27 protein-coding genes and 1 tRNA gene are annotated in these 25,942 nt (G+C 39.2%); 13 read left to right on the top strand and 15 right to left on the bottom strand.

Going from position 1 to position 25,942, the window contains the following annotated elements; translation table 11 throughout:
* Window positions 1-26 precede the first annotated feature (26 nt).
* From D7Z94_RS05860 to D7Z94_RS05875, 3 genes are all read left to right on the top strand, one after another.
* The gene (locus D7Z94_RS05860) at window positions 27-308 is read left to right on the top strand and encodes a helix-turn-helix domain-containing protein (RefSeq protein WP_120710555.1); all 282 of its coding nucleotides are present in this window, start codon (window positions 27-29) and stop codon (window positions 306-308) included.
* On the top strand, window positions 305-763 hold the full coding sequence (locus D7Z94_RS05865) for a Rha family transcriptional regulator (protein WP_120710556.1): 459 nt from the start codon (window positions 305-307) through the stop codon (window positions 761-763). Before D7Z94_RS05860 ends, D7Z94_RS05865 begins: the two co-directional genes overlap by 4 nt.
* A 658-nt stretch (window positions 764-1,421) precedes the next feature.
* A complete protein-coding gene (locus D7Z94_RS05875; RefSeq protein ID WP_120710558.1) occupies window positions 1,422-2,135 on the top strand; it encodes a recombinase family protein in 714 nt (237 codons plus the stop codon).
* Window positions 2,136-2,257: 122 nt separating this feature from the next.
* Here D7Z94_RS05875 and D7Z94_RS05880 read toward each other — a convergent pair whose 3' ends face one another.
* Window positions 2,258-3,205, bottom strand: a complete 948-nt coding sequence (locus tag D7Z94_RS05880; protein ID WP_120710559.1) for a hypothetical protein — start codon at window positions 3,203-3,205, stop codon at window positions 2,258-2,260.
* A 291-nt stretch (window positions 3,206-3,496) separates the two neighbouring features.
* On the opposite strand from D7Z94_RS05880, the gene D7Z94_RS05885 reads away from it, so the two are divergent.
* Window positions 3,497-3,742: a hypothetical protein gene (locus D7Z94_RS05885; RefSeq protein WP_120710560.1), complete on the top strand. Its 246-nt coding sequence runs from the start codon at window positions 3,497-3,499 to the stop codon at window positions 3,740-3,742.
* Window positions 3,743-3,792: 50 nt separating this feature from the next.
* Here D7Z94_RS05885 and D7Z94_RS05890 read toward each other — a convergent pair whose 3' ends face one another.
* The 10 genes from D7Z94_RS05890 to D7Z94_RS05930 all read right to left on the bottom strand — a co-directional run bounded on the left by D7Z94_RS05890 (window position 3,793) and on the right by D7Z94_RS05930 (window position 9,392).
* Complete coding sequence (locus tag D7Z94_RS05890; protein WP_120710561.1) at window positions 3,793-4,209, bottom strand: hypothetical protein; 417 nt, start codon at window positions 4,207-4,209, stop codon at window positions 3,793-3,795.
* Between the two features lie 56 nt (window positions 4,210-4,265).
* Window positions 4,266-5,183, bottom strand: coding sequence for a hypothetical protein (locus D7Z94_RS05895; protein WP_120710562.1), 918 nt, complete (start codon window positions 5,181-5,183; stop codon window positions 4,266-4,268).
* 36 nt (window positions 5,184-5,219) lie between these two features.
* The gene (locus tag D7Z94_RS05900; protein ID WP_120710563.1) at window positions 5,220-5,471 is read right to left on the bottom strand and encodes a hypothetical protein; all 252 of its coding nucleotides are present in this window, start codon (window positions 5,469-5,471) and stop codon (window positions 5,220-5,222) included.
* Complete coding sequence (locus D7Z94_RS05905) at window positions 5,468-5,731, bottom strand: hypothetical protein (protein ID WP_120710564.1); 264 nt, start codon at window positions 5,729-5,731, stop codon at window positions 5,468-5,470. The genes D7Z94_RS05900 and D7Z94_RS05905 overlap by 4 nt, the downstream gene beginning before the upstream one ends.
* 129 nt (window positions 5,732-5,860) lie before the next feature.
* Entirely contained in the window at window positions 5,861-6,475 is a 615-nt protein-coding gene (locus D7Z94_RS05910) for a hypothetical protein (protein WP_120710565.1), read from the bottom strand.
* A 143-nt stretch (window positions 6,476-6,618) separates the two neighbouring features.
* Window positions 6,619-7,890, bottom strand: coding sequence for a hypothetical protein (locus D7Z94_RS05915; RefSeq protein ID WP_147415836.1), 1,272 nt, complete (start codon window positions 7,888-7,890; stop codon window positions 6,619-6,621).
* Between the two features lie 269 nt (window positions 7,891-8,159).
* A complete protein-coding gene (locus D7Z94_RS05920; RefSeq protein WP_120710567.1) occupies window positions 8,160-8,432 on the bottom strand; it encodes a hypothetical protein in 273 nt (90 codons plus the stop codon).
* 144 nt (window positions 8,433-8,576) lie between these two features.
* A complete protein-coding gene (locus D7Z94_RS05925; protein ID WP_317125765.1) occupies window positions 8,577-8,852 on the bottom strand; it encodes a DUF6371 domain-containing protein in 276 nt (91 codons plus the stop codon).
* Window positions 8,849-9,025, bottom strand: coding sequence for a hypothetical protein (locus D7Z94_RS25600; protein WP_158594586.1), 177 nt, complete (start codon window positions 9,023-9,025; stop codon window positions 8,849-8,851). Before D7Z94_RS25600 ends, D7Z94_RS05925 begins: the two co-directional genes overlap by 4 nt.
* Window positions 9,026-9,319: 294 nt before the next feature.
* Window positions 9,320-9,392: transfer RNA gene (locus D7Z94_RS05930), tRNA-Phe, on the bottom strand.
* A gap of 150 nt (window positions 9,393-9,542) precedes the next feature.
* Between D7Z94_RS05930 and D7Z94_RS05935 the strand changes: the two genes are divergently transcribed.
* From D7Z94_RS05935 to D7Z94_RS05965, 7 genes are all read left to right on the top strand, one after another.
* On the top strand, window positions 9,543-10,271 hold the full coding sequence (locus tag D7Z94_RS05935; RefSeq protein WP_120710569.1) for a type III pantothenate kinase: 729 nt from the start codon (window positions 9,543-9,545) through the stop codon (window positions 10,269-10,271).
* Window positions 10,272-11,537 carry a hypothetical protein gene (locus tag D7Z94_RS05940; protein WP_120710570.1) on the top strand — a complete coding sequence of 422 codons (1,266 nt, stop codon included), beginning with the start codon at window positions 10,272-10,274 and terminating at the stop codon, window positions 11,535-11,537.
* A gap of 41 nt (window positions 11,538-11,578) precedes the next feature.
* Complete coding sequence (locus D7Z94_RS05945) at window positions 11,579-12,949, top strand: hypothetical protein (RefSeq protein WP_120710571.1); 1,371 nt, start codon at window positions 11,579-11,581, stop codon at window positions 12,947-12,949.
* A gap of 1 nt (window position 12,950) precedes the next feature.
* A complete protein-coding gene (gene lptC / locus D7Z94_RS05950) occupies window positions 12,951-13,556 on the top strand; it encodes an LPS export ABC transporter periplasmic protein LptC (RefSeq protein ID WP_120710572.1) in 606 nt (201 codons plus the stop codon).
* The gene (locus tag D7Z94_RS05955) at window positions 13,553-13,756 is read left to right on the top strand and encodes a hypothetical protein (protein ID WP_120710573.1); all 204 of its coding nucleotides are present in this window, start codon (window positions 13,553-13,555) and stop codon (window positions 13,754-13,756) included. Before lptC ends, D7Z94_RS05955 begins: the two co-directional genes overlap by 4 nt.
* Entirely contained in the window at window positions 13,753-15,048 is a 1,296-nt protein-coding gene (locus tag D7Z94_RS05960) for a hemolysin family protein (protein WP_394347412.1), read from the top strand. The genes D7Z94_RS05955 and D7Z94_RS05960 overlap by 4 nt, the downstream gene beginning before the upstream one ends.
* Window positions 15,049-15,175: 127 nt before the next feature.
* Window positions 15,176-17,293 (top strand): peptidylprolyl isomerase, encoded by a 2,118-nt coding sequence (locus D7Z94_RS05965; RefSeq protein ID WP_120710574.1) that lies wholly within the window; start codon window positions 15,176-15,178, stop codon window positions 17,291-17,293.
* Between the two features lie 65 nt (window positions 17,294-17,358).
* On the opposite strand, the gene D7Z94_RS05970 is transcribed toward D7Z94_RS05965, so the two are convergent.
* Window positions 17,359-18,276, bottom strand: a complete 918-nt coding sequence (locus D7Z94_RS05970) for a GYDIA family GHMP kinase (RefSeq protein ID WP_317125766.1) — start codon at window positions 18,274-18,276, stop codon at window positions 17,359-17,361.
* A complete protein-coding gene (locus D7Z94_RS05975) occupies window positions 18,273-19,589 on the bottom strand; it encodes a hydroxymethylglutaryl-CoA reductase, degradative (RefSeq protein WP_120710575.1) in 1,317 nt (438 codons plus the stop codon). Before D7Z94_RS05975 ends, D7Z94_RS05970 begins: the two co-directional genes overlap by 4 nt.
* A 152-nt stretch (window positions 19,590-19,741) precedes the next feature.
* On the opposite strand from D7Z94_RS05975, the gene D7Z94_RS05980 reads away from it, so the two are divergent.
* Both D7Z94_RS05980 and D7Z94_RS05985 read left to right on the top strand, forming a co-directional pair.
* A complete protein-coding gene (locus tag D7Z94_RS05980; RefSeq protein ID WP_120710576.1) occupies window positions 19,742-21,907 on the top strand; it encodes a S9 family peptidase in 2,166 nt (721 codons plus the stop codon).
* Between the two features lie 25 nt (window positions 21,908-21,932).
* Window positions 21,933-23,294, top strand: a complete 1,362-nt coding sequence (locus tag D7Z94_RS05985) for a peptide MFS transporter (protein WP_120710577.1) — start codon at window positions 21,933-21,935, stop codon at window positions 23,292-23,294.
* Window positions 23,295-23,312: 18 nt separating this feature from the next.
* On the opposite strand, the gene D7Z94_RS05990 is transcribed toward D7Z94_RS05985, so the two are convergent.
* Complete coding sequence (locus D7Z94_RS05990) at window positions 23,313-25,349, bottom strand: ComEC/Rec2 family competence protein (protein WP_120710578.1); 2,037 nt, start codon at window positions 25,347-25,349, stop codon at window positions 23,313-23,315.
* 1 nt (window position 25,350) lies between these two features.
* Window positions 25,351-25,896, bottom strand: coding sequence for a C40 family peptidase (locus tag D7Z94_RS05995; protein ID WP_120710579.1), 546 nt, complete (start codon window positions 25,894-25,896; stop codon window positions 25,351-25,353).
* Window positions 25,897-25,942: the final 46 nt, after the last annotated feature.

Genomic DNA, 25,942 nt, shown 5'->3' on the forward strand with positions numbered 1-25,942 from the left:
CTCTGGCCGCAATAAGATAATTTCATATGGAAAATTCCATCCTATTGACAAGCATTAGCCCGGCTGAATTGGGCGACCTTATTGATAAAAGGTTAAAAGAGGGTTTGGATCCGATATTAAAAAAACTAAATACCGACAATCCGATTAATGAACTTCTTACAAGATCGGAAACTTGCGAACTCCTTAAAATAGATTCTAGTACTTTGTGGCATTGGACAAATAGTGGGAAAGTAAAAGCCCACGGTATTGGATCTAGAAGGTACTATAAGAAATCGGAACTATTGGAAGCACTAACGCCGTGTAAATGAAACTGCTTTTGTGCGACCAAATAAAACAGTATAAATTGATATTAGGCCAAATAAATATGGAAGGATTGGAATTATACGATATAGGCCAAATTACCAGTAACCAGATAGCTGATATTACAGGTAAAAGACATAACGACGTTATGCGGGATATTCGTGTCATGGAAAGCAGATTGGCGAGCGCAGAATTGCGCAGTCTTTGGAAATCAAGTAGTTACATTGACAAACAGGGCAAAAGCAGGATTAATTATACCCTTAGTAAGAGGGGTTCGCTCTTGCTTGCCTCACGATATGACGTAAATATTAACCTTGAACTGATTAAAAGGTGGGAAATACTTGAAATGAGGGAGGCTTTAAGAAACAAGGAAGAGAAAGAGTATCTTAGATCGCAAGCTATGAGATTGTATTGGGAAGCTCGTCCAGAGGAGTATAGGGCTTTCATAAACTGCAGGGAATGACTAAAAACAGCCTCCAATTACATGGGGGCTTTTTAGTGCCTAGTACACAAGTTAGAGGTGGATAATCCGGGAAGTACCGTGTTTATTGACTTCAAGTAGTAAAAATGGTTTTGATTTGCCGAGTTGGGTAGAGTGTTCAAAACTATGGTAATATAATAAAAAGGGTATTTTACAGATTGCATATTTTTTTTATTGCTACAAGTCTTTTTATTGATTTCTACTAAACTTACTGAACTATATTAAAAATAATATAAACTAAAAGGGATATATTTATAGTAATACTAGGGGTTTCCAAAGGTTTGAAGGATTTTTTTGGTGTGCCTACCAGAACTAAAATATGCATAGCAAGTGCTGAGCAATTTTTTTTATTGGAGTTTATTACCGAGCTTAATTTTGAAACTAGAAAAACAATAAAGGCTAATCTTACCTCTACAAATCCAAAGCAATCCATAAAATACGCCTCTCTTTGCAGACCCCTCCCCCTTCTATTACCCTACTAATATACTAGGATAATAGAATCGTTCCATATTTTTTACAGTTTTTTGTAACAAGGCGTTACAAATATAACAATTTGCGTTTTATCGAAAAGACATAACAAAACAGTAACCTCTGTTACAGAATTGTTATATTTGCATTTATTAATTATAATCAATTGACAATGAACTATATAGCATATTATAGGGTATCCACTAAGGAACAAGGCCATAGCGGATTAGGTTTGGAATCCCAACAGGAAAGCGTTAGACGGTACATATCCGGTACTGGCGGTAAGCTCCTAAAAGAGTTTACGGACATTGCTTCCGGTAGCAAAGATAACAGGGTCAACCTCAACGAAGCTATTTGGGAGTGCCAGACCCATAAGGCTATACTGGTTATCAAAAAACTGGATAGGTTGTCCCGTGGGGGCTTTAAAATTGCGGTACGCTTAGAAGAGTTAGGGATTCAGTACATAGAATCCGATTCCCCAAATGATAACGAACTACTTAAAAATCTAAAGCTTGCCATTGCCAAGGACGAACGCCAAAAGATAAGCGAGCGTACCAAGGCCGCATTAGCTGTTTTAAAGAATAAGGGCGTTAAGCTCGGTAGTCCCCGGAATCTTACCAACGAGGGTAGGGCAAAGGGTGCCAAGGCAATGGCCCTGAAAAAGGAACTCAATGAGAACAACCGCAGGGCAAGAGCCTACGCCGCTAATCTAAAGGCTAACGGGGATACTCTACAATCTATAGCGGATAACCTCAACGGTAACGGATTCCAAACATCTAGAGGTAGTAACTTTAACCCAATACAGGTTAGTAGGTTGTTGGGTTGCAATTCCCAACAAAAAACAAGGGCCGTTATACCCATAATCAAAGGAGCAAGTACTATCTAAATACCCCAAATTCGTAAAACAACTAAAGAAAGGCCAATCTTTAAGGGATACGATGAAGTTGGCAGGGGTGAATATCAATGCCGTTGGGAAGGTTAAGGGGTTGATCTGAAATAGGAGCTTTCCTATGATATTTCGTTCTCATCATCAAATAAATTTTTGTATTTCCATATAATTCTTCCGTAGGGAGTCCAATCTTCTTGCTTATCTCTATCAAATGCTAAGTTTCTTTTAATCATTTCTGATAATACCTCACCACCCAAAGAGCCACCTTTTTTAAAAAAAAGTCCAACAGAAATAAATTGTTCCCACATACCGTCCCTTTTTAGTTCTCTTACCTTATTTCTGATTTCAGGAGGAAAATCTTCTTTAGAGGTATAGTACACTTCATTTTCACTGGCGAAATAAAGACTCTCGAACATTTTTAATTTAAGTCCTAAAATTTTATGTTGTTTCGTAAGATTATCAAGTGCATTCTTTGATGATTTCAGTTCACTAGTAAGGTTTTCTTTTTCTTTTTCAGATGAACTCAACTTACTGGTTACGTTATCTTTTTCCTTTATAATACTACTTAAATTTTGACTCTGTTTCACTAAGTCTTTATCCTTTTCTTTTATTTGCTCGTTTTGTGCGTCAATAGTTTTTGAGAAGCTTCTAACATTCTTTCGCTGTTCTTCATACTGGTCAAAGTAATCCTCACGCTCTTTTACGACTTCATCGTATAAACTCTTTTCAACAACTTTTTTGCTTACGATTTTGCCTGTAAGAAACGGCATCAGTCTAAATTCTATTGCTAAGACTAAGCTTCGCGTACCTACAATTATTAAATATCCAAGTGTCATATAGCCTAGGGCATAAGCACAATCTCTAAACAGAGTTTCAAATGTTATGTTTTCCGATATATAATTTTGAAGGAATACAAGTTTTTCATCTAGGGTACAATCACTATCAAAATTGAAAATAGCATAGACGAATTCCCAATGTTGGATAAGCAATACCAATATTAGAGTACCGAAAAAAGGGTTTGTTAGTTTATCCTTTATGTTGCTGAAAAATGAATTTATAACTTCCATAAATCAAATATAATCCGAATAATCTTACTTTTATCACATGGGTTTATACGAATACATGATGTTATCCGAAACGGAGCAATGAAACGACCTTTGGGAAAACGGTGCTTTCCTGACCAACCGCATAACAGTCGATAGAAAGTATAACCTGTACGCCCTTTACGCTTTTTTCGTAGAAGTTGAATACGACCCAATAAGCAATAAGATTTTAGGCAAAGGACATTTTAAAACGGGCGATACTTTGGATAGGTACGCTGGAAGCATAGACATAAATAAAGTTTGAAATAATATTATATGGATGCATCGGTATTGGATAAATTAAGTGAGATCGAAAACTCAAAATATTTGAAGGTCGACAATGAAAATAGTTGGGAATCCAATAAGGATACTTTTATAGCAACTTCAACTTTTTATTTCAACGATGATACGAAAGAACCATGTTACAGAATTGAAAAACATGTGCGAAAATCTGACAATAAATTGATATGGCTCGACATTGAAGACTTTAAAACAGGAAAACGTTTGACTACCGGAATATGAACAGATATATAAAGGCCATGGAAATTGGATATGGGTAAAGTGTAGTTGAATTACCCCATTCGGTTCAACGGTGGAAACTCACCGAATTTTTCCAGATACCCATTGAGTTTTTCAATTTCTAAAATGCGCTCGTTTTCAGAACTTGTTAGATAGACAAAGAGATTTTCATAAGGATAGATTTCCTGAATCCCTTTGGAAGCTTTATACCTGGCACCACATTCATGGCCTCTAGAGTTATAGTCTGGCGATATGGATTTTTTAAGTTCGATTACCCTATCAAGAAAACTACCGGCCTTACCTATATAAAGCAATCCCTCATCATCCGTTCCCAACATTCTGTTTACTGGAATGGTTTTACCATATTTGTTCATGCAATAAAGTTCATATACACCGCCGCCAATAGGAAAGTCGTTTTTTATCTTATACCAAAAATCTTTATCGATAATTCTGTAGTTACCTGTTTTCATTACCCGGTTTCTTATTCAGTTCTTCTTGAATCGCCTTTGTTTAGCTTCCGCCTACTTCAATTTAGATATTCTGAGGTTAAAAATTCATTAATTCTATTCCTCTTAATTTCATTTATGACCTTATTGATTTGACTCTGTTTGGCATCGTCAAATGGAGATTCAAATGATTTTTTGCTATTGTAAGTCATGAATTGATTTGCTTGATGCAATATACCGGTCGCTTCATCTAAATAACTAATTTTGAAAACGAGAAAAATTCCGAAATTTTCATTATCAAACCTAATTTTGGGAATGTTGAAAACTAACCTTTTGTTTGCTGTTGTTTGAAGCGTGCCAGGCATGGTGGGAGTACCAGATGTTTCGGTATTGAATTTTCCTTCGTCAAAATCAATGAATTGATTTGAAGATAACAAAGCAAGAGCTTGAATCTGTATGTCCTTAGCTGCTCTATTCCCAAAATTATGAACTATGAAGGTTATGTCATAGCCATTATTATTGATATTTGAGTCCACAAGTAGGACTTGTCCACTGGGAATTATTAAATTTGGTTTGTCCAGCTCAAACTTTTGTTGTTCCAACCTGAAAAGCTCTTTTGATTTGATGACAGCGGCTTTTAGGATTTCAACCTGATTCGATACACTATCCCTAACGCCTTTTAAAACGCTATCAATACCTGCTAGGCTTTCGCCAGTTTCCTTGACGGATTCAATATTCTCATGTAAATCATTAGTTATTACATTGGACTGGGATATTAAGGTATCCGACTTCTTGATTATATTGTTGGCTTTTTGGATAAGTTCATTACCTTCGTTGACCTCAATAACCACATCTACTAAAGATAATATTGATAGTAAGGCAAGTGCGATAAGTAATATTTTTCGCCTATTCTTTTTCTTGACTTTTTCGATTACCTTGAAGTACTCATCGAAAAGAAGCAGAATAGTAATAACAGTTATTACAAGCTTGATCCACATTCCAAACAAAATTTTTTGTGTTCCAAATATACCCAATTAATCGACCGATGTAAGAATTCCCTCCAACCTCCTTTCGGCCTCCACAACAAACTTTTCGTCCAATGGGGCCTCATGTTTCATAACCCTATATTTGATTCCCTTACCCCCTTTGAAACATTCGACACGGCACATAAATCTATCCCCATCGTACCTATCGTAACATTCAACTTTAATAAGATTGAACCCGTATTTTTTCCAACGGAATTTCAATAGCTTTTCGATAAGCTTCTCCTGCCTGTACATTTTCATCTTTCAACCTTTATGCGTTCCCAGCCTTTCCGGGGTATATTATCGCACCTATCCACGTCCATCAGCATCAGGATATACCCGCTGGGATAGCGGTGGCACAACCTTAGATAATGTTCGCTCGATTCCAAGTACCAGCCCTTCATGCCCATAGGTTTTTGCTGGACTTTCATATTCCTAAGGGCCATCTCGTACCTATGCGCTCCTATCTCCTTTAGGAGTTCCTGGATAATCTTAAGGTCATGGCCCCTGTAGAGGGCCATAAATTATGGATATAATCCAAAAATATGGAAATTATCCAAAAAAATCAATAAAAAAAAGCTAAGGACAGTATTCAGGGCCGGTCTGGATATATAGTACTCCATAAAAATTTTAGACCACTTTCACACCTTCTAGGTATCTTCTGTAGGGAAGTTTAATATTATGTTTCTTTTACTATCAATTTTTAGAACCTTTCTTTGTTTGGAAATCCTAGTGAGGGCGTTTTTAAAACTACCTATAACATCACTAGCTAGATTAATCCAACACTTATATAAAAGCTTTTCTCTTTCACTTACGTCATATTTCATTAGTTCCTTTTCATTTTGCTCTTCGTCCGCCAACTCCTTTGCTGCTTTTTCTCCCCCTGCTTCTTCGTTAGCCCTTTTTGTTTTCCAATATCCTTCTTCAATTTTTTTATCAATACCAGTTAAAAACGACATACAACTTTCTAAAGTTATAGCAGCTGAGTTATGCATAAATTGATTTCTTATTGACATAAAATATTCTATTTTTTTCTTGTCATCTTTTTCAAAAGCTTTTGCATCTAACAATAATTGAACTTTTTGATTAAATGATAATGCTTTACTACTGTTACCCAATGAAACCGCTTCATCATTTTGGTTTAAGACAATTCTTAAAAAATCGCTGGCAAACTCTTCAAAAGTCAAGGAGTAATATAAAGTTACCAGTTTAATTCTTGCTTCGTATTCTGAGAATGAAGTATTTTTAATTAGTAAGTTTTCCATAGGATTTTTTAATGAAAGCTATTTTAAGTTAAAGACAATATTCGAGGGCCTCTCAGATAAGGGGGCACAAAAATTTTAGCCCAATTTTGAACTTTTTTATTTTTAGATAAGCTAAACTGGGAAAAGGGGCGGAGATTTCCAATTTAATTCTTCCATTCTACTAATACATCATGTGTCGCAGGATTTAATTTTAATGAGAATAGTTCATTAACACTATTTGGCACCAAAGTAAAAGTTTTATTATCATATGTCTTTACTTCTACATATTTGATATTTGGATTTTTACCATCTACAGGGTCTGGCAAGTCGAACAGTACTGGATTGGCAGTGGTTAAATCTTTAATGGTAGTACTATCCTGTGTAACTTCATAAATTATTTCAAATTCATTATAAGTAAAGGTCAATGTGGAAAAACCTCCTCCTCCATATGATTTCCCGTCAGAGTTACAGCTGATACTTCCTTTAATTTGTTGTTCTGTTTTATGTTCGAAACCATAACTCCCCCCATATCGTTGTCTCCAGTCAGTTACTTTAATTGAATTTATATCAATTTTTCTACCACCTGTTGGCAAAACATTAAACGCGGTTGAGCTTTTCCTTTTACTTCCGGTAATACTGCTTTTACCGGTAGAACACGAACAACCATAGGACAGAGGTTCGGATAGTTTTTTCTTTGGAAGTTCTTGTTCAAAATACACCTGTGCTGTTCCCAGTTTAAGGGGAATAATTGGAATGAAAAAATTTTCTACGGAAGTCCTATCAGATTTAAATATCCATCCATCTTTCCATTTAAATATAATCTTGCCACTTACATAGTTTTCATTTTTTACATTTGGTTTGAGGCTAGCAGCATCAATTTTAAAAATTAGCTCAGAGTAATTTGACTGAATTGGTTTGATTTTGTTATCATTCAGTACAATATAAACATCATATGACCTGTCAAAACTATTTCCTTTAACCGCAAGAGTATATTCATTATCAAATCCTTGTATAAATTTTTGGGTCTTGTACTTGAAAATAGTCGGCTCTCTTTTTTTAAAAACCAAATCACTGGCAGCTTGAGAGATTCTAGTTGCCGTTAAATCAACCCTATCTAAATTGGTCTCTATTGCAACGTTAAAATCATTTACAAGACCTAATAATTGATTGTAAATATTGAGCTGATTTTCCCTTAATGCTATATCGGTATTTCCGATTGTTTCATTAATATCCTTTCTTAATCTCGCAGATATTGATAAAAGCATATTTCCACCATTACCAATTGCATTTGTAGCTAGATTATCTATGGATTGCAGATGTTCTTTTATTGATGCATCAATTTCATCAAGTACTATCAATGCGGAAGCTCCAGTGGCTTGAGAATAAATTGTATTCAAACTGAAAATAAAAATAACGGCAAGAGTAATTTTTTTCATGTTGGTTGGGTTTAAATTAAGAACCGATAATTGGAGATGGATACGAACTAAATCCATACATAAAACTAATATAATTATAAAATTTTTATGTACGTTTTTTACTACATTGAATTTTTCCGAAATAAACATCAGTTTTAGGATGGTAAGTTATCTCCCCGGTCTTTAAATGAATAACAATGCGGTTTCCTGAGTCGTCTACCTGCGCGGCTACGTTGCTTTGTCTAGTTCATAACTCTCTATAGGCATGCCACTTATGCTAAAAGCCATATCTAGGCTAAACCAGTCGTCTTTATGACTAACGGTAACCGACTTGATGTATTTTCGGATAAGGTTCTGCTTATCATTGAAAGAGGTATTCTTTTAATATGACCTAAGTCCGTACCAATCTGCATTAACCTCTGCTCGGACACCTTAGCGATTTTGATAGCGTTGTCCTCTATCTCATTGTCTATACGAGATAGCTCGGCCTTAATATCGCTTTTTGAGAGTACGCCTTCTATAGTCAAAGAGATGGCGTTCCCTTTCTTTTTCGGTAAGAGCATTGTAGGCCGAAATTTTGATGTTCTGAGCCTTTATATCGGCGTTTCTTTTAGCTGATATGGCTAAAGCCTTTGAGGATCCGTATCTGCTAGTTTCAGAATCTCGCAATGTTCTTTTTTGCTCATAGCAACCGCTTTCAATGGCGGTTACTTCGTTTTGACCTTTGGTCTGACTAGAATTGCTTTAGGCTTAGGCTTTACCGCCTTCATTTTCTCCACCCTTTTCCTTGTTTCAGGTTCATAGTTCAAGATTTTGCCGCCCCGGATATTTCCATCTAAGTCAACTTGATAGAACGCCGTTGAGAGAGGCCACGGTCTATTTATGCCTGTTAGGTTATGCCTTTTCTTTGAGGCCTCCACCTCATCTTTATCAAACATGGATTTTAACCATTCAGTCAAATTGTCCGGTACGGATTCATTCAATAATTCGGGGTCGTGGTACGATGGCAGTAACGGTTTTTTTCCATTATCTCTACCATCGCATTTACTACCCTATTTTCCTTATCGAAGTATCCCACTTCATCAGATGCCTCTTCAAGCTTGCTGTTGTCAATGAACCATTCGCTTACCCGCGCCTCATGGTTACCAATCTCCAAGACCTGACTTTCGGGACGTAATCTATACCATTATACAAGTCAGTAAAAGCATAGGATTTTTCGCTTATACTTTTGGCCCTTTTGAAATTTACCAGCCGCCGCTTCGTACGGTACGTGGATGTGAATACCGGGGAATACTATCCCGACCATCAATGATGTGCATGAGGTACGATTTTCAGAATTCCACGAAGAAAAAGAAAGCGAAGAGGATTAGAGCCGTACAAAAACCATACAAATTTTAAAAAAGAAAAGAGCCAATTTCCTAGTTATAAAGGATTTGGCTCTTTATTGACGTGGTACCTCCAGGAATCGAACCAGGGACACACGGATTTTCAGTCCGTTGCTCTACCAACTGAGCTAAGGTACCGTTATTTCAATTTGAATACCCATAGGGCTTACTTCACTTTGCCAGTTTTGCTAAGGCAAAGGCGGGTGCAAATATAATTTCAAATTTAGGAACTACAAATAAAATCGGGAAAAAAGGGGTTTGTTTTTTCCATTTTCAGATCTTTGTATTATGAACCTAATCGTAGATGTAGGCAATACCCTTACCAAGCTCGCGGTTTTTAACGGGGAGACACTTGTTTTTCATCAAAATACCAAGCCCGAAGATGTAGCAAGGCAGATAAAGGAGGTTTGTGACCGGTATCCTGATATAACGAACGCCATAATCTCCAACGTGGGAAAGTTGGATAAGACCGTTATGGCAGTCCTAAATATTTTTTGTGCAGTCCACGAATTAAGCCCGTCCTCTAAAAAACCATTTAAGAACTCCTATGCTACACCTCAGACCTTAGGACAGGACCGGGTGGCTTTGGCCACCGCCGCATTCTATCATAACCACAACGGAAATACCTTGGTAATCGATGCGGGCACCTGTGTAACCTATGATATGATGAACGACTATGGTGAATATTTGGGCGGGGCCATTTCACCGGGATTGAGTATGCGATACAAGGCAGTTCATGAACAAACCTCCAATCTACCTTTATTGCAACCTTTTGAGCCCCTCGACTTCATCGGAAATTCCACTGAGACCGGCATACATAGTGGTATAGTGAACGGAATTTGTTTGGAAATAGACGGGGTCATCGATCAATATCGCAGACGTTTTGAAGATTTAACAGTTATTTTAACAGGCGGCGACGCCCATTTTTTGTCTAAACGACTAAAAAATACCATATTTGCGGATTCCAATTTTCTCCTAAAAGGGCTTAACCATTTGTTGGAATACAACAAACACTAGATGATCAAAAAAATTGTATTTGCAATGGTATGCATTGCCACTGCAGGTTTGCATGCACAGAATGGAACCGCCTCCCCCTATTCTTATTTCGGTATCGGCGACCTTAGATCCGCAAGCACGGTCGAAAACCAAATGATGGGCGGTATCGGTGTTTATGCGGATAGTATCCATATAAATCTGCAAAACCCTGCAGGCTACAGCAAGTTAAGGATTACCACCTACACCGCAGGGATTTCCCGTAGAGAGTTGAGACTTAAGAGCTTTACCGAGGAACAAAGTACATCTGTATCCAACTTGGACTATCTTGCCTTGGGTTTTGGACTGGGAAAAGGACTTGGGGTTGGATTTGGGATCAGGCCCTATTCATCTGTAGGTTATAATTTAGTCGCTGAGGCCAATGACTCCAATGGGACTTTAATCACCAATCAGTTTAGAGGGGAAGGTGGACTTAACAAGGTCTATTTTTCCATAGGTTATGAATTGACCAAGAATTTAAGTATCGGGGCTACGGCAAGTTTTAATTTTGGCAATGTGGAATATGAACGGATTCAAAGTGTGGAAGATGTTCAATTTGGAACATTAGATCGAAGAACGTCCAGGATAAATGGAATGGATTTTAATTATGCGCTGTACTATATGCCAAAAATCAAGGATAAGTACACACTTTTTGCATCGGCCAGGATAAACACCCAGGCTAATTTAACCTCAAAAAATAACCAGGAAATCGGCTCTTTTTCTTTGCTTACAGGACAGAACATTGAAGTGCTTGATGTAAACTTAGATGCCCAAGGTCTTAGAAATACGGATTTAAAGATTCCCACAACCACTACCTTGGGAATCGGTTTTGGCGAAAACATGAAATGGTTCTTGGGAGGTGAATATGGTTTTCAGGGTCTAAGCTCGTTCACCAACGATTTTTTGGACGTTGAAAACCTGGAATATCAAGATGCTAGCTTCTTCGCTTTTGGGGGTTATTTTATTCCGGACTATGATTCTTTTCAAGGTTATCTAAAAAGGATTACCTACAGGGCTGGAATCCGATATGAAAAGACCGGTATTATGGTCAACGACACTGAAGTTAATAATTTTGGCATAACTTTTGGTCTAGGCTTACCGCTTGGTCGTAGTTTCTCTAACCTAAATTTAGGTTTTGAACTTGGAAGAAGAGGAACCACATCGGCCAATTTGATAGAAGAAAGTTACTTTAAAATCAATGTGGGACTGTCCTTAAACGATTTATGGTTCCAAAAAAGGAAAATAAATTGATAAAAATTTAGTACATTACCCCCGTTAAACAAAGAATCAAGATGAAAACGAAAATTTACTTCACAGTGCTAATGCTAGTAGGGTATATGGGGGTAAGTAATGCTCAGGCCCAGAATCAGGAATGTATGACCAATCTTTCTATATATGTAGAACATGCAAAGGTCAAGAATTATGATGCTGCCTATACACCTTGGAAAATGGTTTATGATAATTGCCCCGATGTTAATTGGGCCAACTTTGCTTATGGAGAGCGAATACTCAAGGATAAGGTTAAAAAATCCTCAGGAGCGGAAAAGGATGGGTACATTACAGACCTTTTAACGCTGTACGACAATAGCTTAAAGTATTTTCCAAAGAAAGCCAAAAAGGCGGAAGTGGTCATTGACAAGGTGTTGTTAAAGTATGATAACAAGATGATTTCCGATCAGGAAATATATGATCAATTGCATCAGGCATTTGAGGAGGATAGGGATAATTTTAGAAATCCGAAAGCACTGTATTTGGATTTTTCCAGCCTTGTTGATCTGCACAATGACGGGAAGGCCGATTTGCAGCAGGTTTTTGATGAATATGATGATATTACCGAAAAAATAGAGGAGGAGAATAAGAAATTGACCGATGTTATTTCGAAATTGCTGCCCAAAGACTCCTTGGGTACCCTTACGTCAAAAGAGAAAAAACGATTGAAGGTAGCCACTACAAATTCCACTTCTTTTGGTAAAATTGCTGGAAGTATCGATTCCAAATTAGGAGCCTTGGCTGATTGCGACAACTTGATTCCGTTGTATCAAAAGAGTTTTGAGGAGAAAAAGGGTGACGTGGACTGGGTAAAACGAGCCGTTGGGCGTATGTTCTCAAAGGAATGTACGGACGACCCAATGTTCAGGAAGCTTTTTGAGGCCCAATTAGCCTTGGAACCTTCTGCAAAAGCCTATATGTATGGAGGATTGTTGAAGCAAAAAGCAGGGGATAGCAAAGGTGCATTGGCAGATTTCAACAAGGCGGTGGAGCTGGAAACAGATCCCTATGACAAATCCGACTTGCTTTACAAGATTGCCACGATTGCTAGAAAGAGCAGTAAATCAGGGGCAAGAAGTTATGCCCAGAAGGCCATAGATGCCAACCCTGCAAATGGGAAGGCCTATTTATTGATCGCCAATCTCTATGCAACCAGTGCCAATGATTGCGGAAGTACTCCTTTTGAAAAGCGTGCTATGTATTGGAAAGCGGCTGACATGGCCCGCCGGGCCGGTAGGGTAGACCCTTCACTTAGCGGTAGGGCCAGCCAATCGTCGGCCAGTTATTCTGCAAAGGCCCCATCAAAAACAGATATTTTTCAGGCAGGTATGGCCGGAAAAAAAGTTTCCTTCAGCTGTTGGGTAGGCGGTAGCGTCACGGTGCCCAACTTGTAGAATGACAAGTTCCATAAAGAATATATTTACTAACATTGCCGTGGTCCTTCCCATGGCAATGCTTTTTTTTGCCTGTGCGGATAACTACAGAAGGGTTGGGGAAGAAGCCGGGAAAAAGATTTTTCCACAAGGTATCGCCAATAATTTTGTCTTAACGTATACGGAAACAGTGGATGAACTGGGTACTCAGGACCTAAAATCCACAAAGGTGATTGCTGTGTTGACCAGTCCGGTCAGTGAGGATTTTCAAAATCTCAGATTCCCCTATCGCACGTTCCCCAACGGACTTGTACTGGATGTTTATGATAAAGATTCGCAAAAAAGTGTGGTAAAGGCGGATTATGGAATTATGTATTCCTTGACCAATTTAATAGATTTACAAGGGAATGTGGTTATAGAAACCCATGATGGGAAGCGACTGGAGGCACCTCAGTTGTATTATGATCAAAATAACGAATGGATTTTTACCCAGGGCGAATTTACCTATACCAATCCCGAAGATGGCACTGTTATGGATGGCGAAGGCATGGATTTTAATAGGAACCTTAGTTTTTTCAAAGCCCATAAGACTTACGGGCTAATGATGATAAAAGAAGAGTTAAAATGATTAAAATACTGAGGTATACGGAGTATCTGTACGTGGCTGTAGCACTTTTTTCTATTTACAGGATTTATACGGATTGGAACATGGATAGGCAGAATGCTTACTTGTTTGTCTTTTTCGCAATCGTGTCCATTGCTATGTTCTTTTTCCGAAGGAACTATCGGAAAAAATTTGAGAGACGCAATCGCGATAATCAAAAATGATCTTGGAAGGCGCAATCATAATTATTACGTTGTCCTTGGTATTTTCCGCCTTTTTTTCCGGAATGGAGATTGCCTTTGTTTCCGCTAATAAGATTCATATTGAAATAGAAAAAAAGCAGGAAGGCCTCCTGGCAAAAATACTTACCCGACTTACTAAAAAGCCTTCTAAATTTATTGCGACAATGCTAATTGGCAATAATATTGCCTTGGTTGTTTATGGGCTGTATATGGGAGAACTCCTTATGAATTGGTTCATAAAAATACTACCCTCTTCCAATGCTTTTGTCCAAGCCATGCTAACGGATTTCAGTTTGTTTACCCAGACCGTAATTTCTACCTTGATCATATTGGTTACGGCTGAATTTCTACCCAAGGTGCTTTTTCAGATTTATGCCAACACATTGCTAAAATTTTTGGCGCTCCCCGCCTATATGTTTTATGTTTTGTTTTCGGTACTGTCCGAATTTGTTATGAAGGTATCCGACTTTATTCTAAAAACTTTTTTTAAAACCGATGGCGATGAGGTACAACTTGCCTTTAGTAAGATAGAATTGGGAGACTATATCACGGAACAAATGGAAACCGTTGAAGAAGAGGATATCATAGATTCCGAAATACAGATTTTTCAAAATGCGTTGGAATTTTCAGAAGTCAAAGCTCGGGAGGTCATGGTTCCTAGAACCGAAATTATGGCTGTTGAACTACATGAAACTCCTAAAAACCTGGCCAAACTTTTTACGGAAACCGGCTATTCCAAAATTTTGGTCTACAAGGATACCATAGACAATATCATCGGATATGTACATTCCTATGAACTCTTTAAGAAACCTAAAACCATAAAAAGCATCCTTTTGCCAGTAGAATTTGTTCCAGAGACTATGCTCATACATGATATTTTGAACGTCCTCACCAAGAAAAGAAAAAGTATGGCGGTCGTTTTGGACGAATATGGGGGAACCTCTGGGATAATGACTGTAGAGGATATTGTAGAGGAGCTCTTTGGCGAAATAGAAGATGAACACGATTCCACCGATTTGCACGAGGAGCAAATTGAGGATGCAATCTATAAGTTTTCTGCGCGATTGGAAGTTGATTACATCAACGAAAACTACAAATTGGAGCTTCCGGAAACCGATGAATATGAAACCCTCGGGGGGCTTATTATGAACAACACCGGGGAAATTCCCGAACAGGACTCCCAAATAAAAATTGAAAACTTTTTATTCACCATTTTGGAGGTATCCAGCACTAAAATAGACTTAGTTACCCTAGAGATTCTAGAGAACGACTAAATGGGGATTAAATAACAGGCTTTTAGTATTTTGCCCTTGGAAATGTTAACCCGATTAACATTCTAAAATTTGAACAGATAAAAAGAAAACACTAATTTCGCGCACTGGATTTTAAACGTTCCGTACCATGGCAATTTTGGAGAATATTAGAAAACGGACTACCGTTTTAATTTTGATTATAGGACTCGCTCTTTTTGCATTTGTAATTTCAGGTGTGTTTACCAGTGGCGACCTTGGGGGAGGAAAAGTGGGTTCCGCCGTTGGTGAGATTAATGGCGAGGAGATATCTCGGGATGCATTTACACAACAATTGGAAACTGCTACAAGAAATGCCCCACCGGCCTCATCTACCTTACAAAATGTAAACCGGGTATGGGATCGTATTGTAAAGAATACCATTCTAGAGCAGCAATTTGAGGATTTGGGTGTGGGAATCGAACAAGATCAAATTTTTGATTTTATTAGAACTACCGGATATGCCCAAAATCCAGAATTCCAAAATGAGAATGGAGTTTTTGACCCAAATAGTTTTAGGCAAACCGTGGCGGATTGGAAGGTGAACAATCCATTGCAGTATGATGGCTGGTTACAGACGGAACAGGCCATTATTCAGATGGCCAAGGAGCAGACCTATTATAATTTGGTAAAGGCCGGTATAGGAGCTACTTTAAAGGAAGGGGAGTTGGATTATAAATTGGCCAATGATAAAATTGACATCAAATATGTTAGAATACCCTATTCCTCTATTCCGGATAGCGCCCTTACCGTAACCAAAGCGGAGATTGCGGCCTATATTAATGATCATCAAGAAGAATTTAAGCAGGAAAGTACCCGGGATATCCAATTCGTATATTTTGAGGAAAAACCTTCCCTGGATGATGAGAACACGGTAAAGGACGAGATTTCAAAATTGATAGGGGATACCGTGGAGTATTCGGAAGAAAGAGATGTAATGGACACTATTGCCGGTTTACGGAATGCCAAAGATATCACCGCTTTCTTGGATCGTAAATCGGATGTAAAGTTTGATACCATTTACAAGGCCAGAAAAAACCTCCCTGCTTCATTTGCGGACAGCTTAATGACACTGAACACGGGCGAAATCTTTGGCCCATATAAGGACGGAGATTTCTACAAGGTCTCAAAAATGGTGGATCGTAAGCCGAACGGTTCCGTTAAGGCCAGTCATATTTTAATTACTTACGAAGGTGCGCAAAGAGCGAATCCGGAAATAAAACGTACTAAGGAAGAAGCGGAAGCAAGAGCTAAGGAATTGTTTAGGGATGCCAAAAAAGGTGATACGCCTTTTGTGGAATTGGCACGGGATAATTCTGATGGACCTTCTGCTCCTAACGGAGGGGATTTGGGTTACTTTCAAGAGGGAACAATGGTTCCCAAATTTAATGATTTTGCCTTTGGCAATACCGTTGGTACTATTGGAATGGTAGAAACCGATTTTGGTTTTCATGTCATTAAAATTGATGATAAGGAGGATATTGTACAGATAGCTACTTTGGCCCGTGAATTGGAGCCTTCGGATGAGACGATCAATACCCTGTTTACCGATGCAACCAAATTTGAAATGGAGTCTATTGCCAATGAAGAATCTTTTTCGGACTTGGCCAAAGAGAATGATTACGTGGTCCGGCCGGTGAACAGGGTAAAGGCCATGGACGAAAACCTTCCTGGGCTTGGGGCACAACGCGCCATCGTTCAATGGGCATTCAATGAAGATACCGAAGTGGGTGAGATTAAACGTTTTAACGTCAATAATGGCTATGCCATAGTACAGTTGACAGGAACATATAAGGAGGGCCTTATGTCCGTTGAGGATGCCTCTGCTTCCGTTTTGCCTAAAATCCGTAAGGATAGAAAGGCTACCCAGATTATTGGAGCCAATACGGGAAAATCAATGGAGGACTTGGCCAAGGATAACAATGTTACGGTTTCCAATGCTTCAGCCTTAACGGTAAAATCCCCGACAATTCCTGGTGCAGGAGCGGAACCTGTGGTAGTTGGTACCGCATATGCCATGGAGCAGGACCAAACTTCGGACTTGATAAAAGGAGAGAGTGGGGTTTTCAAGATTACCGTGACCAAAAGAACCCCTGCGCCAAAGCTCGAGAACTATAGTACTTATGCCAGCTCACTTAAATCTTCAAGTGCTGGAAAAGTAAATACTGCAGTTTACGATGCATTAAAGGAAAAATCGGAAATAGAGGATAATCGCGCAACTTTTTATTAGGACATTATCATACCTCCCGTTGGGTCGGATATGGATTTGCGTGTTATTTAGGCCCTTTTCTATGGTTAAAGTACCATTTCTGAATAAGGGATAATAGTGTCATATCCTTTTTCCTTAAAATAGGGTACCGTATCTTCATTTCCCGAGACCAAAATAAAATCACCGCCCCAAGCTCCCAAACTCTTTATGGCTCCAACAAAATCGGGGAATACTGATTTCTGTACTGGAACCAGATTTAAGGTCGTGGCCAAAAGATTTTCATGTTCGGTAATTAGGTCGTTAAATTCAGATTGACTTTTGGAGGCTGTTATTTTTTTTGTAATCCCGGTAACCTGATGTACAAAATATGAGGTATTTATATCAGTTTTACGATATTGGGCAATACCTTCCCTGCTATCCTGTTTTCTGTTTTGATATATAAAAAAAAGATGTTGCTTAAAAGGGGGATTAAAATGTACCTTTTGAACATAGGGTTTTTGATTATTGAGCTGATATAAAATGGGATGATCAAACTGGGCACAGGCAATATCATAACCACTTCCTGAAAAGGTTTCCCAAAGTAATTGATAAGGATCCACACCGGCCCACTGTGCTATATTGTTGATCAGTGTGGAAGAGGAACCTAATCCCCAATTTCTGGGAAAATCAAGTTTGGTTTCAATTTTATATCCCTGGGACCCATCCATGAACTTTGGGTTTAGGGTTTTGGCCATGGACAAAATTTTCAACAAAGTGTCCTTTAAAGATTTTTGTGCGGAAAGTTCGTATTGCATCCCCCATGATGGAATGTCCATTCCCATTTCAAACCAGATTGCCCCTTTATCGTCCAGACTTTTCCATAGTAATTTGGGGTATTCAATTTCTTTAACGTTTAACGACTGCCCATATCGGGTAGGTATGGCAAGGCTTGTTGCTCCATCCAAAACGGCATACTCCCCGGTAAGCAAAAGTTTTCCATTGCTGTAAAACTGTTTTACCATCATTTTCTCAACTGCTCAAGGGCTTCTTTCACTGTACTGTGAGTAACGGTACGTGTCTTAAAATAACCTGCCAGTACCTTCTTATCCTCTTCCGTTGCACCCATTTGGTTTAAGATATTCATAAGGTGCATCTTCATATGACCTTGTTGTATACCCGTGGTCACTAGAGAACGTAGGGCGGCAAAATTCTGAGCAAGTCCCGCTACAGCAACAATTTGCATCAACTCTTTTGCCGTAGGGTTCTGTAAAATTTCCAATGACAACTTGACCAATGGATGTAAATTGGTGAGTCCACCTACGGTGCCCAATGCTAAAGGAATTTCCATCCAAAATTTAAAAATACCTTTTTCTATGGCCGCACGGGTAAGACCGGAATACTGTCCATCTTTACCGGCGTAGGCATGAACGCCGGCTTCAACAGCCCTAAAATCGTTGCCCGTGGCCAGGACCACGGCGTCCACACCGTTCATAATACCCTTGTTGTGGGTAACTGCACGGTAAGGTTCAATTTTTGCAATCTCTACGGCTTGTACCATTTTTTTGGCAAATTCATATGGGGTTACGAATTCTTCGGTTTCAAGCTGGTCAATGGGACAATTTACCTCTACCCTAACCAAACAATCGGGAACATAATTGGATAGAATGCTCATGACCACATCGATTTCCCTTTCATTTTCGGCGAATGAAGGAAAAGTCTGTGCTTCCACCTTGAGGACTTTGGCAAATTCTTCCAGACAGGAATTGATGAAGTTGGCCCCCATGGCATCCAGAGTCTCGAAAGTGCAATGAAGCTGGTAATAATTTTCCAATACTTCGGTCTTGTCCTTCAACTCAATGTTGGAAATACCACCACCTCGTCTTTCCATATTTTGGGTAATCGGTTTTGCAGCGGAAATGAGCTTTGGTTTTACATACTCAAAGTACTTTTCCAAATTTTGACGGTTGCCCTTATATATAAAATGGACTTGTCCAATTTTTTCCATGCCTAAAACCTGGGCCTTAAACCCTCCTTTTTCCAACCAAAATTTTGCCGCCTTACTTGCGGCGGCAACCACCGAGCTCTCTTCAATGGCCATAGGAATGGCATATAGTCTGCCGTTGATCAGAAAATTAGGAGCAATGCCAAAGGGGAGGTAATAATTGGTTATGGTGTTTTCTATAAATTCGTCATGTAGCTTCTGTATCTTGGATTCTGTATTCCAATATTGCTTTAAAACTTTTTTGGACGATTCTGGGTTTTTAGTATAATTCTTTGTTAGCCAATCTATTTTTTCTTCCTTGGTAAGTTTGGAGAATCCCTCTATTACAGTATTCATAAAGTGGTGGTTTCTTCGCCAAAGATAGGCATAATGCCGTCAAATTTTGGAGACTTGTTCGTGAAGGCAATGTGTTATATTTTTCATGTAAAATTCATTTTTTAGTTAAATTATTAGTAAACTTGAAAGCTTAAATAAACATTTTCACCTTTATGAGTAGGCCTTACGTTCTGTTACTTATAGTCACAGGTTTTTTGACCACCACACTAGCACAGAAGAAAACCGTTTCCGTTGAAGAGATTTATGGCGGAGAATTTAGAACAGAAGGTCTCGATGTCCTCCGTTCACTTAACAATGGAAAGGAATACACTGTTCTTAACTATGATAGGTCCAACGGGAACACCTCCATAGACAAATACGATTACGACACTCTGGAAAAAACAGGAACCATAATCTCATCTGCCGATTTGCCGGAGATTCAAGGCTTTTCGTCCTATGAGTTTAGCTCCGATGAATCCAAGATTTTGTTGGCCACCCAAGTAGAACCCATTTTTAGACGCTCTACTCTGGGTGTTTTTTATTTGTATGAAATTGCTACCAAAAGTCTTATCCAAATCGCTGATACAAAAATTCAAGAACCGCTTCTATCCCCAAATGGGAGCCAGGTGGTGTATGTGGCAGAGAACAATCTCTATCTTTTTGATGTTGTCTCCGGCAAAACTTCGAGGATTACGACGGATGGGGTAAGGAATAAGATTATCAATGGGATTACAGATTGGGTCTATGAAGAGGAGTTTGCATTTGTAAGGGCCTTCGCTTGGAATGCTAATGGGAGTAAAATTGCCTTTCTCCGATTTGATGAAACCAATGTACCGGAATTTTCCATGGATGTTTATGGAGAAGGATTATATCCCTGGCCTTATGTTTTCAAATATCCCAAAGCCGGAGAGGAAAATGCAAAGGTTACCTTGCATATGTTCGATGTGGCTTCCGGGGAAACCAAAAAAGTAGATTTGGGCGATGCCTATTATATTCCTAGGATGCAATGGATGAACCATCCGGATAAATTGAGCGTTCAAACATTAAACCGACATCAGAACAGATTAAAGTTGCATATGGTAAATGCAAAGGACAATTCGGTTGCCTTGCTAATGGAGGAAACTGATGATGCTTATGTGGATGTAACGGATGACCTCACCTTTTTGGAAGATGACAGTTTCATCTGGACTAGCGAGCGTGATGGCTATAACCATATTTACCTTTACAAGGCAAACGGAGAATTAAGTAGCCAGATTACCAAAGGGCCATGGGAAGTTACCGATTATTACGGCTATGATGAAAAGCGGGACAGAGTGTATTATCAGTCGACTGAAAATGGTTCCATAAATCGGGGTGTATATAGTGTTAGAGGTAATGGAAAGGGTAAAAGGTCCCTAGCTACGGAGGAAGGGACCAATGTTGCCGATTTTAATGCGGATTTCTCCAATTTCATCAATACGTATTCCAACGCCACTGTTCCGTATCGGTATACATTGCGAAATGCCTTAACAGGTAAAAAGCTAAGGGACATAAAGGACAACAAAGTATTGTTGGATAAATTGGGTGGTTACTCCATTAGTCCCAAAGAATTTTCCACCTTGGAAATCAATGAAAATGACCTGAATATGTATATGATCAAACCATCCGATTTTGATCCAGGCAAGAAATATCCTTTGCTTATGTATCAATATAGTGGACCTGGATCACAAAATGTCTCCAATGATTGGATGGGGGCCAATGATTATTGGCATCAAATGCTGGTTTCAAAAGGCTATATTGTGGCTTGTATAGACGGACGGGGAACAGGTTATAAAGGCCGGGATTTTAAGAAGGTAACCTATTTAAACTTGGTAAAATACGAAACAGAAGATCAGATAGCCGCAGCTAAAAAATTAAGCGAACTGCCTTATGTAGACGAGTCACGTACCGGTATTTGGGGATGGAGCTTTGGAGGCCATATGAGCACCAATTGCCTATTAAAGGGTAACGCTGTTTTTGAAATGGCCATAGCCGTGGCGCCCGTCACAAGCTGGCGTTTTTATGATACCATTTATACAGAGCGGTTTATGCGGACCCCAGCTGAAAATCCAGGGGGATATGATGATAATTCTCCCTTTAATTATCCGGAACTGCTTAAAGGGGACTATTTGTTAATTCATGGTTCCGGGGATGATAACGTGCATGTACAGAATAGTATGCGGATGATAGAGGCATTGATACAGGCCAACAAGCCATTTGATTGGGCCATTTACCCGGATAAGAACCATGGTATCTATGGCGGGAATACCCGAGTGCACCTCTTTAATAAAATGACCGATTTCGTTGAGAAACATCTATAAGAACTAACTAAACCAAAATTGTATTATGGCAACAGTAGCAAGACCAGCACATCAAAGAGAGCTTTTTGGACACCCAGTGGGATTGTACGTCCTCTTTTTTACCGAGATGTGGGAACGGTTTTCTTATTATGGAATGCGCGCCATATTTGTCCTTTATCTGGTTACCCAGACTACGGACAAAAATCCAGGTCTTGGGTGGAGTAACGGGGAGGCATTGGCCCTTTATGGATGGTATACCATGTTGGTTTATGTGGCATCCATTCCTGGAGGAATGATCGCTGACAAAATTCTTGGTCAAAAGAAATCGGTAATTCTAGGGGCCATCCTTTTGGTAATAGGGCATAGTGTTTTGGCCATCGAGCAAATGTGGGCCTTCTATACGGGACTTGGATTTATCATAGCTGGTGTGGGCATGTTAAAACCGAACATTTCCACGATGGTAGGAGGCTTGTACAAAAAAGGGGATATAAGAAGGGATAAAGGTTTTACCATATTCTATATCGGAATTAATGTTGGCGCTTTCCTATCCAGTTTAATTGTTGGGTATGTGGGTGAAGTTTATGGATGGCATTACGGGTTTGGACTAGCTGGTATTTGTATGTTATTTGGGCTTATTCAGTTTGTTTTCGGTCAAAAATACCTTACAGGGGTGGGCGATTATTTGGGAAAATCAGATCTTGAAGAAGATAGGGAGGCCCTAAAGAGGCCTTTGACCAAAATAGAAAGGGATAGGGTTATTGTGCTTGTGCTTTCTTTCTTAATGGTAATCGTGTTTTTTGGTGCGTTCGAGCAAGCTGGTGGTCTAATGAATATCTATGCCAAAGACTATACGAATAGAATGTTAATGGGATGGGAAGTTCCTGCATCTTGGTTTCAATCATTAAATGCGTTTTTTATCATAACCCTTGGAACCGCTGTAGCAGGTTATTGGGCCACAAGAAGATTAAAAGGCAAAGAGGCCTCTTCACTTTTTAAAATGTTGATGGGATTGATTATTATGGGGACCGGATTCTTATTTATGACCGCAGCCACGGCCGAGTATCAAAGTACAGGTTCCTCGGCCATGTATTGGTTGGTATTGGCATACTTGTTCCATACGGTAGGGGAGCTGAGCCTATCGCCTGTATCCCTCTCATTTGTCACAAAGCTTGCTCCTGCCAAATATGCTTCCTCAATGATGGGAATTTATTTTGCTACCACAGGCCTGGGCAATAAAGTCGCCGGGTTGTTAGGCGAATCTGCTTCCCAGTTTGGAGAATATACTGTATTTACAGGGATTGCCGTATTCTGCATTCTTTTTGGTCTTTTGATTTTTGTATTCCTCAAAAAATTGAAAGCTTTGACCCACGGAGCGGAGGATAACGAAAGAAAAATAGAGCGGACTTGAGCAGTTCTTAAACGGGTACTATTCAGAAACAACATCAAAGTAATAGGCTCCCTTTTCCCCTGTATAGTGAAAAAGGACTTTCTTCTTCTCACAAGTCATTTTCCATTTAGCAATGGAACTTTTGTAGTTGTTACCGTCTGCGATAATTACCTTTGGTTTTACTGAATCTATAAAGCGTTCCAAATTGATTTTTGGTGATTGGGTAAGTACAACAAATTCTGGACTCATTTCATGGGAAGGGTAGACACCCAAACTGTCCAAAACCCATAATTTTTGCTTTTGTATTACATAATTGCCCCGTAATTCCTTGTATTCTATTTTTTTAATGCGTTCCGCTACTTGGAAATTTTTTACCAATCGGGTAGTCCGGGAACTATCTTTGGTAATTACGTTCAGGTTTGTCCCCATTTGGTGCAAAAGAACGGAGTTTCGGGTCTGGTGTGCCAAGAATAGCACTTCTTGTTCACGGCTTTGCCATACCGAGTAAAACAACCACGATTGAAATAGAATAATTGCTGAAAAAAAAGCAACAATCCTTTTGAAAGTAGGCTGGGACAGGATAAGAACTAAACTAACAATAATTAAATAAGAAAGAAAAAGTTGTACGCTGTCAAACGGGATATCGGTAAAAATAAAAGCTTCCTGACGAGCAATCAATTCAATAATTGAATTCATCCATCCGATGAGTTCATTGTAGATTTCTACAAGAAAGTCGGGCAGTACATTTAAAAGCACTAAGAAAATGATTAGAATTCCACCTCCCAAAATCAATCCTAAAAAGGGAACTATCAATAGATTGGAAACAAAGAACAACCCTGGAAATTGATGAAAATAAAAGAGGCTTATGGGCAGGACACCCAATTGGGCGGCAATACTAACGGAAAACAATTGCCAAACTTTTCGGAGCAAACTATTTTTTGGAAACCACAACCGTTGTAGCAGGGGATAGATCCAAACTATGGCAAACACTGCTGCATAGCTCATTTGAAAACCTACCTGAAACAGTAATTTTGGATCTATCACCAAGAGGATAAAAAGTATGGACAGTGCCAGGATGTTAAAGGTATTGCTTGGACGATTAAGATATAGCGCATAGGCCACAAAGGAAAACATAGTAACTGCACGGACTACGGAAGCGGAGAGTCCGGCCAAAAAGGTAAAACCCCAGAGTAAGACTACCAGGACCGCCAATTTAAAGGTCTTTCCTTTCGGTAACCGTTCCAGGGGTTTTAATACAAATTGAAGCAGTAGTAAAAGAATACCGATATGTAGTCCCGAAACAGCCAAAATATGGACGGCTCCTGCATTTTTGTAGTTGTTGTAAACGGATTCTGATATATCGTTTCGTTGTCCCAACAGCAAGGCCTGGATAATGCTGAGTTCTTCCTCACCAAAATCGGTTTTCTGCAATTTAGAAATAATGCTATTTCTTAGCTGGGCGGCGGTCCCGTACAAAGTTGTGGATGGATTTTCCATAAGTACGAATGAACCGTAGGACGATTTTAGTTGATGATAGACCCCCAACCCCTCCATATACTTTTTGTAATTGAACTGATGAGGGTTCAAGGGTGGGCCAATGGGATACAAATGGGAAATCAAAATCAATTCATCGTCTACCTTAAGTTCCTGTTTTGTGGAATCCCTTGGAAAAACCAGAAGGATTTTTCCCGAAGCCTTCTCAGTATCCATGGTTTGCAATGCCACAAGGTATCTATTGGTGAACGCTGTCGGTTTTAAAACTTCTTTGACCTTGACATAAAACTTATGATCGCCTTGAAAATTTGTATGGGTATAGTGATCAGGTCGATTTTTTGGTTCGGAATAGGAAATTGCTAGTATCCCGATACCTATGGTAGTCAGCATTACCAGGATTCCAAAGAAAACGGAATCACTTCTTTTTTTGTCCAAAAATAGATAGGAAAGTAAGGTTAAAAGGAAGAGGCTTAGGGCTGTTACCATAGCGTAAAGAAGCCCGAAATTAATGTAACTGCCGAGCAAGATTCCGACAACAAGAGATAGCGTAAGTTTTATGGGAACAAATTGGAGTAAGCGCATCCTACAAAATGCGGGTAGCCTTTATAAAGGCATAGTTCCAATAACCCTCCCTAAGGGAAGAAACAATAACACCACGTGAGGAGGAAGCATGTATAAATTTGATATCATCACCCTCTACTGCAACGACCAATCCTACATGATTTATCCTTTTTCCACGTCTCAATGTCCTAAAGAAGAGCAAGTCACCTTTGGACACATGTTCTATTCGTATCCGTTTGCCTTCTTCGGCCATATGGTAGGAAGTTCTTGGTAGCTTAATATCGTGCTCACCAAAGGCCACATACAAAAGCCCGGAACAGTCCATGCCTTTTCGTGTTGTCCCACCAAATTTGTAGCGCACTCCGGAAAAAGTGAGGGCGGTATTGATAATCTCATCCGCTTTGGATAAAACGGGTTTTTCAATACTTTCCTTGGTTTCTTCTTCTAAAATGATGACCTCGTTGGAAGCTGGTACAGTCACCTTCGGAGTTTTGGAATAGGTCGTTTTTTTCTTGACTACACAACTGGTAATAAGAATTAAAAAGAAAATGGAAAAAACGTTACGCATGCACCAAGGAATTCTCCCTCTTTATAGCTGTAGAAGAGGGAACTTG

It is taken from the genome of Ulvibacterium marinum, from assembly GCF_003626755.1.
GTDB classification, from domain to species: Bacteria; Bacteroidota; Bacteroidia; order Flavobacteriales; family Flavobacteriaceae; genus Ulvibacterium; species Ulvibacterium marinum.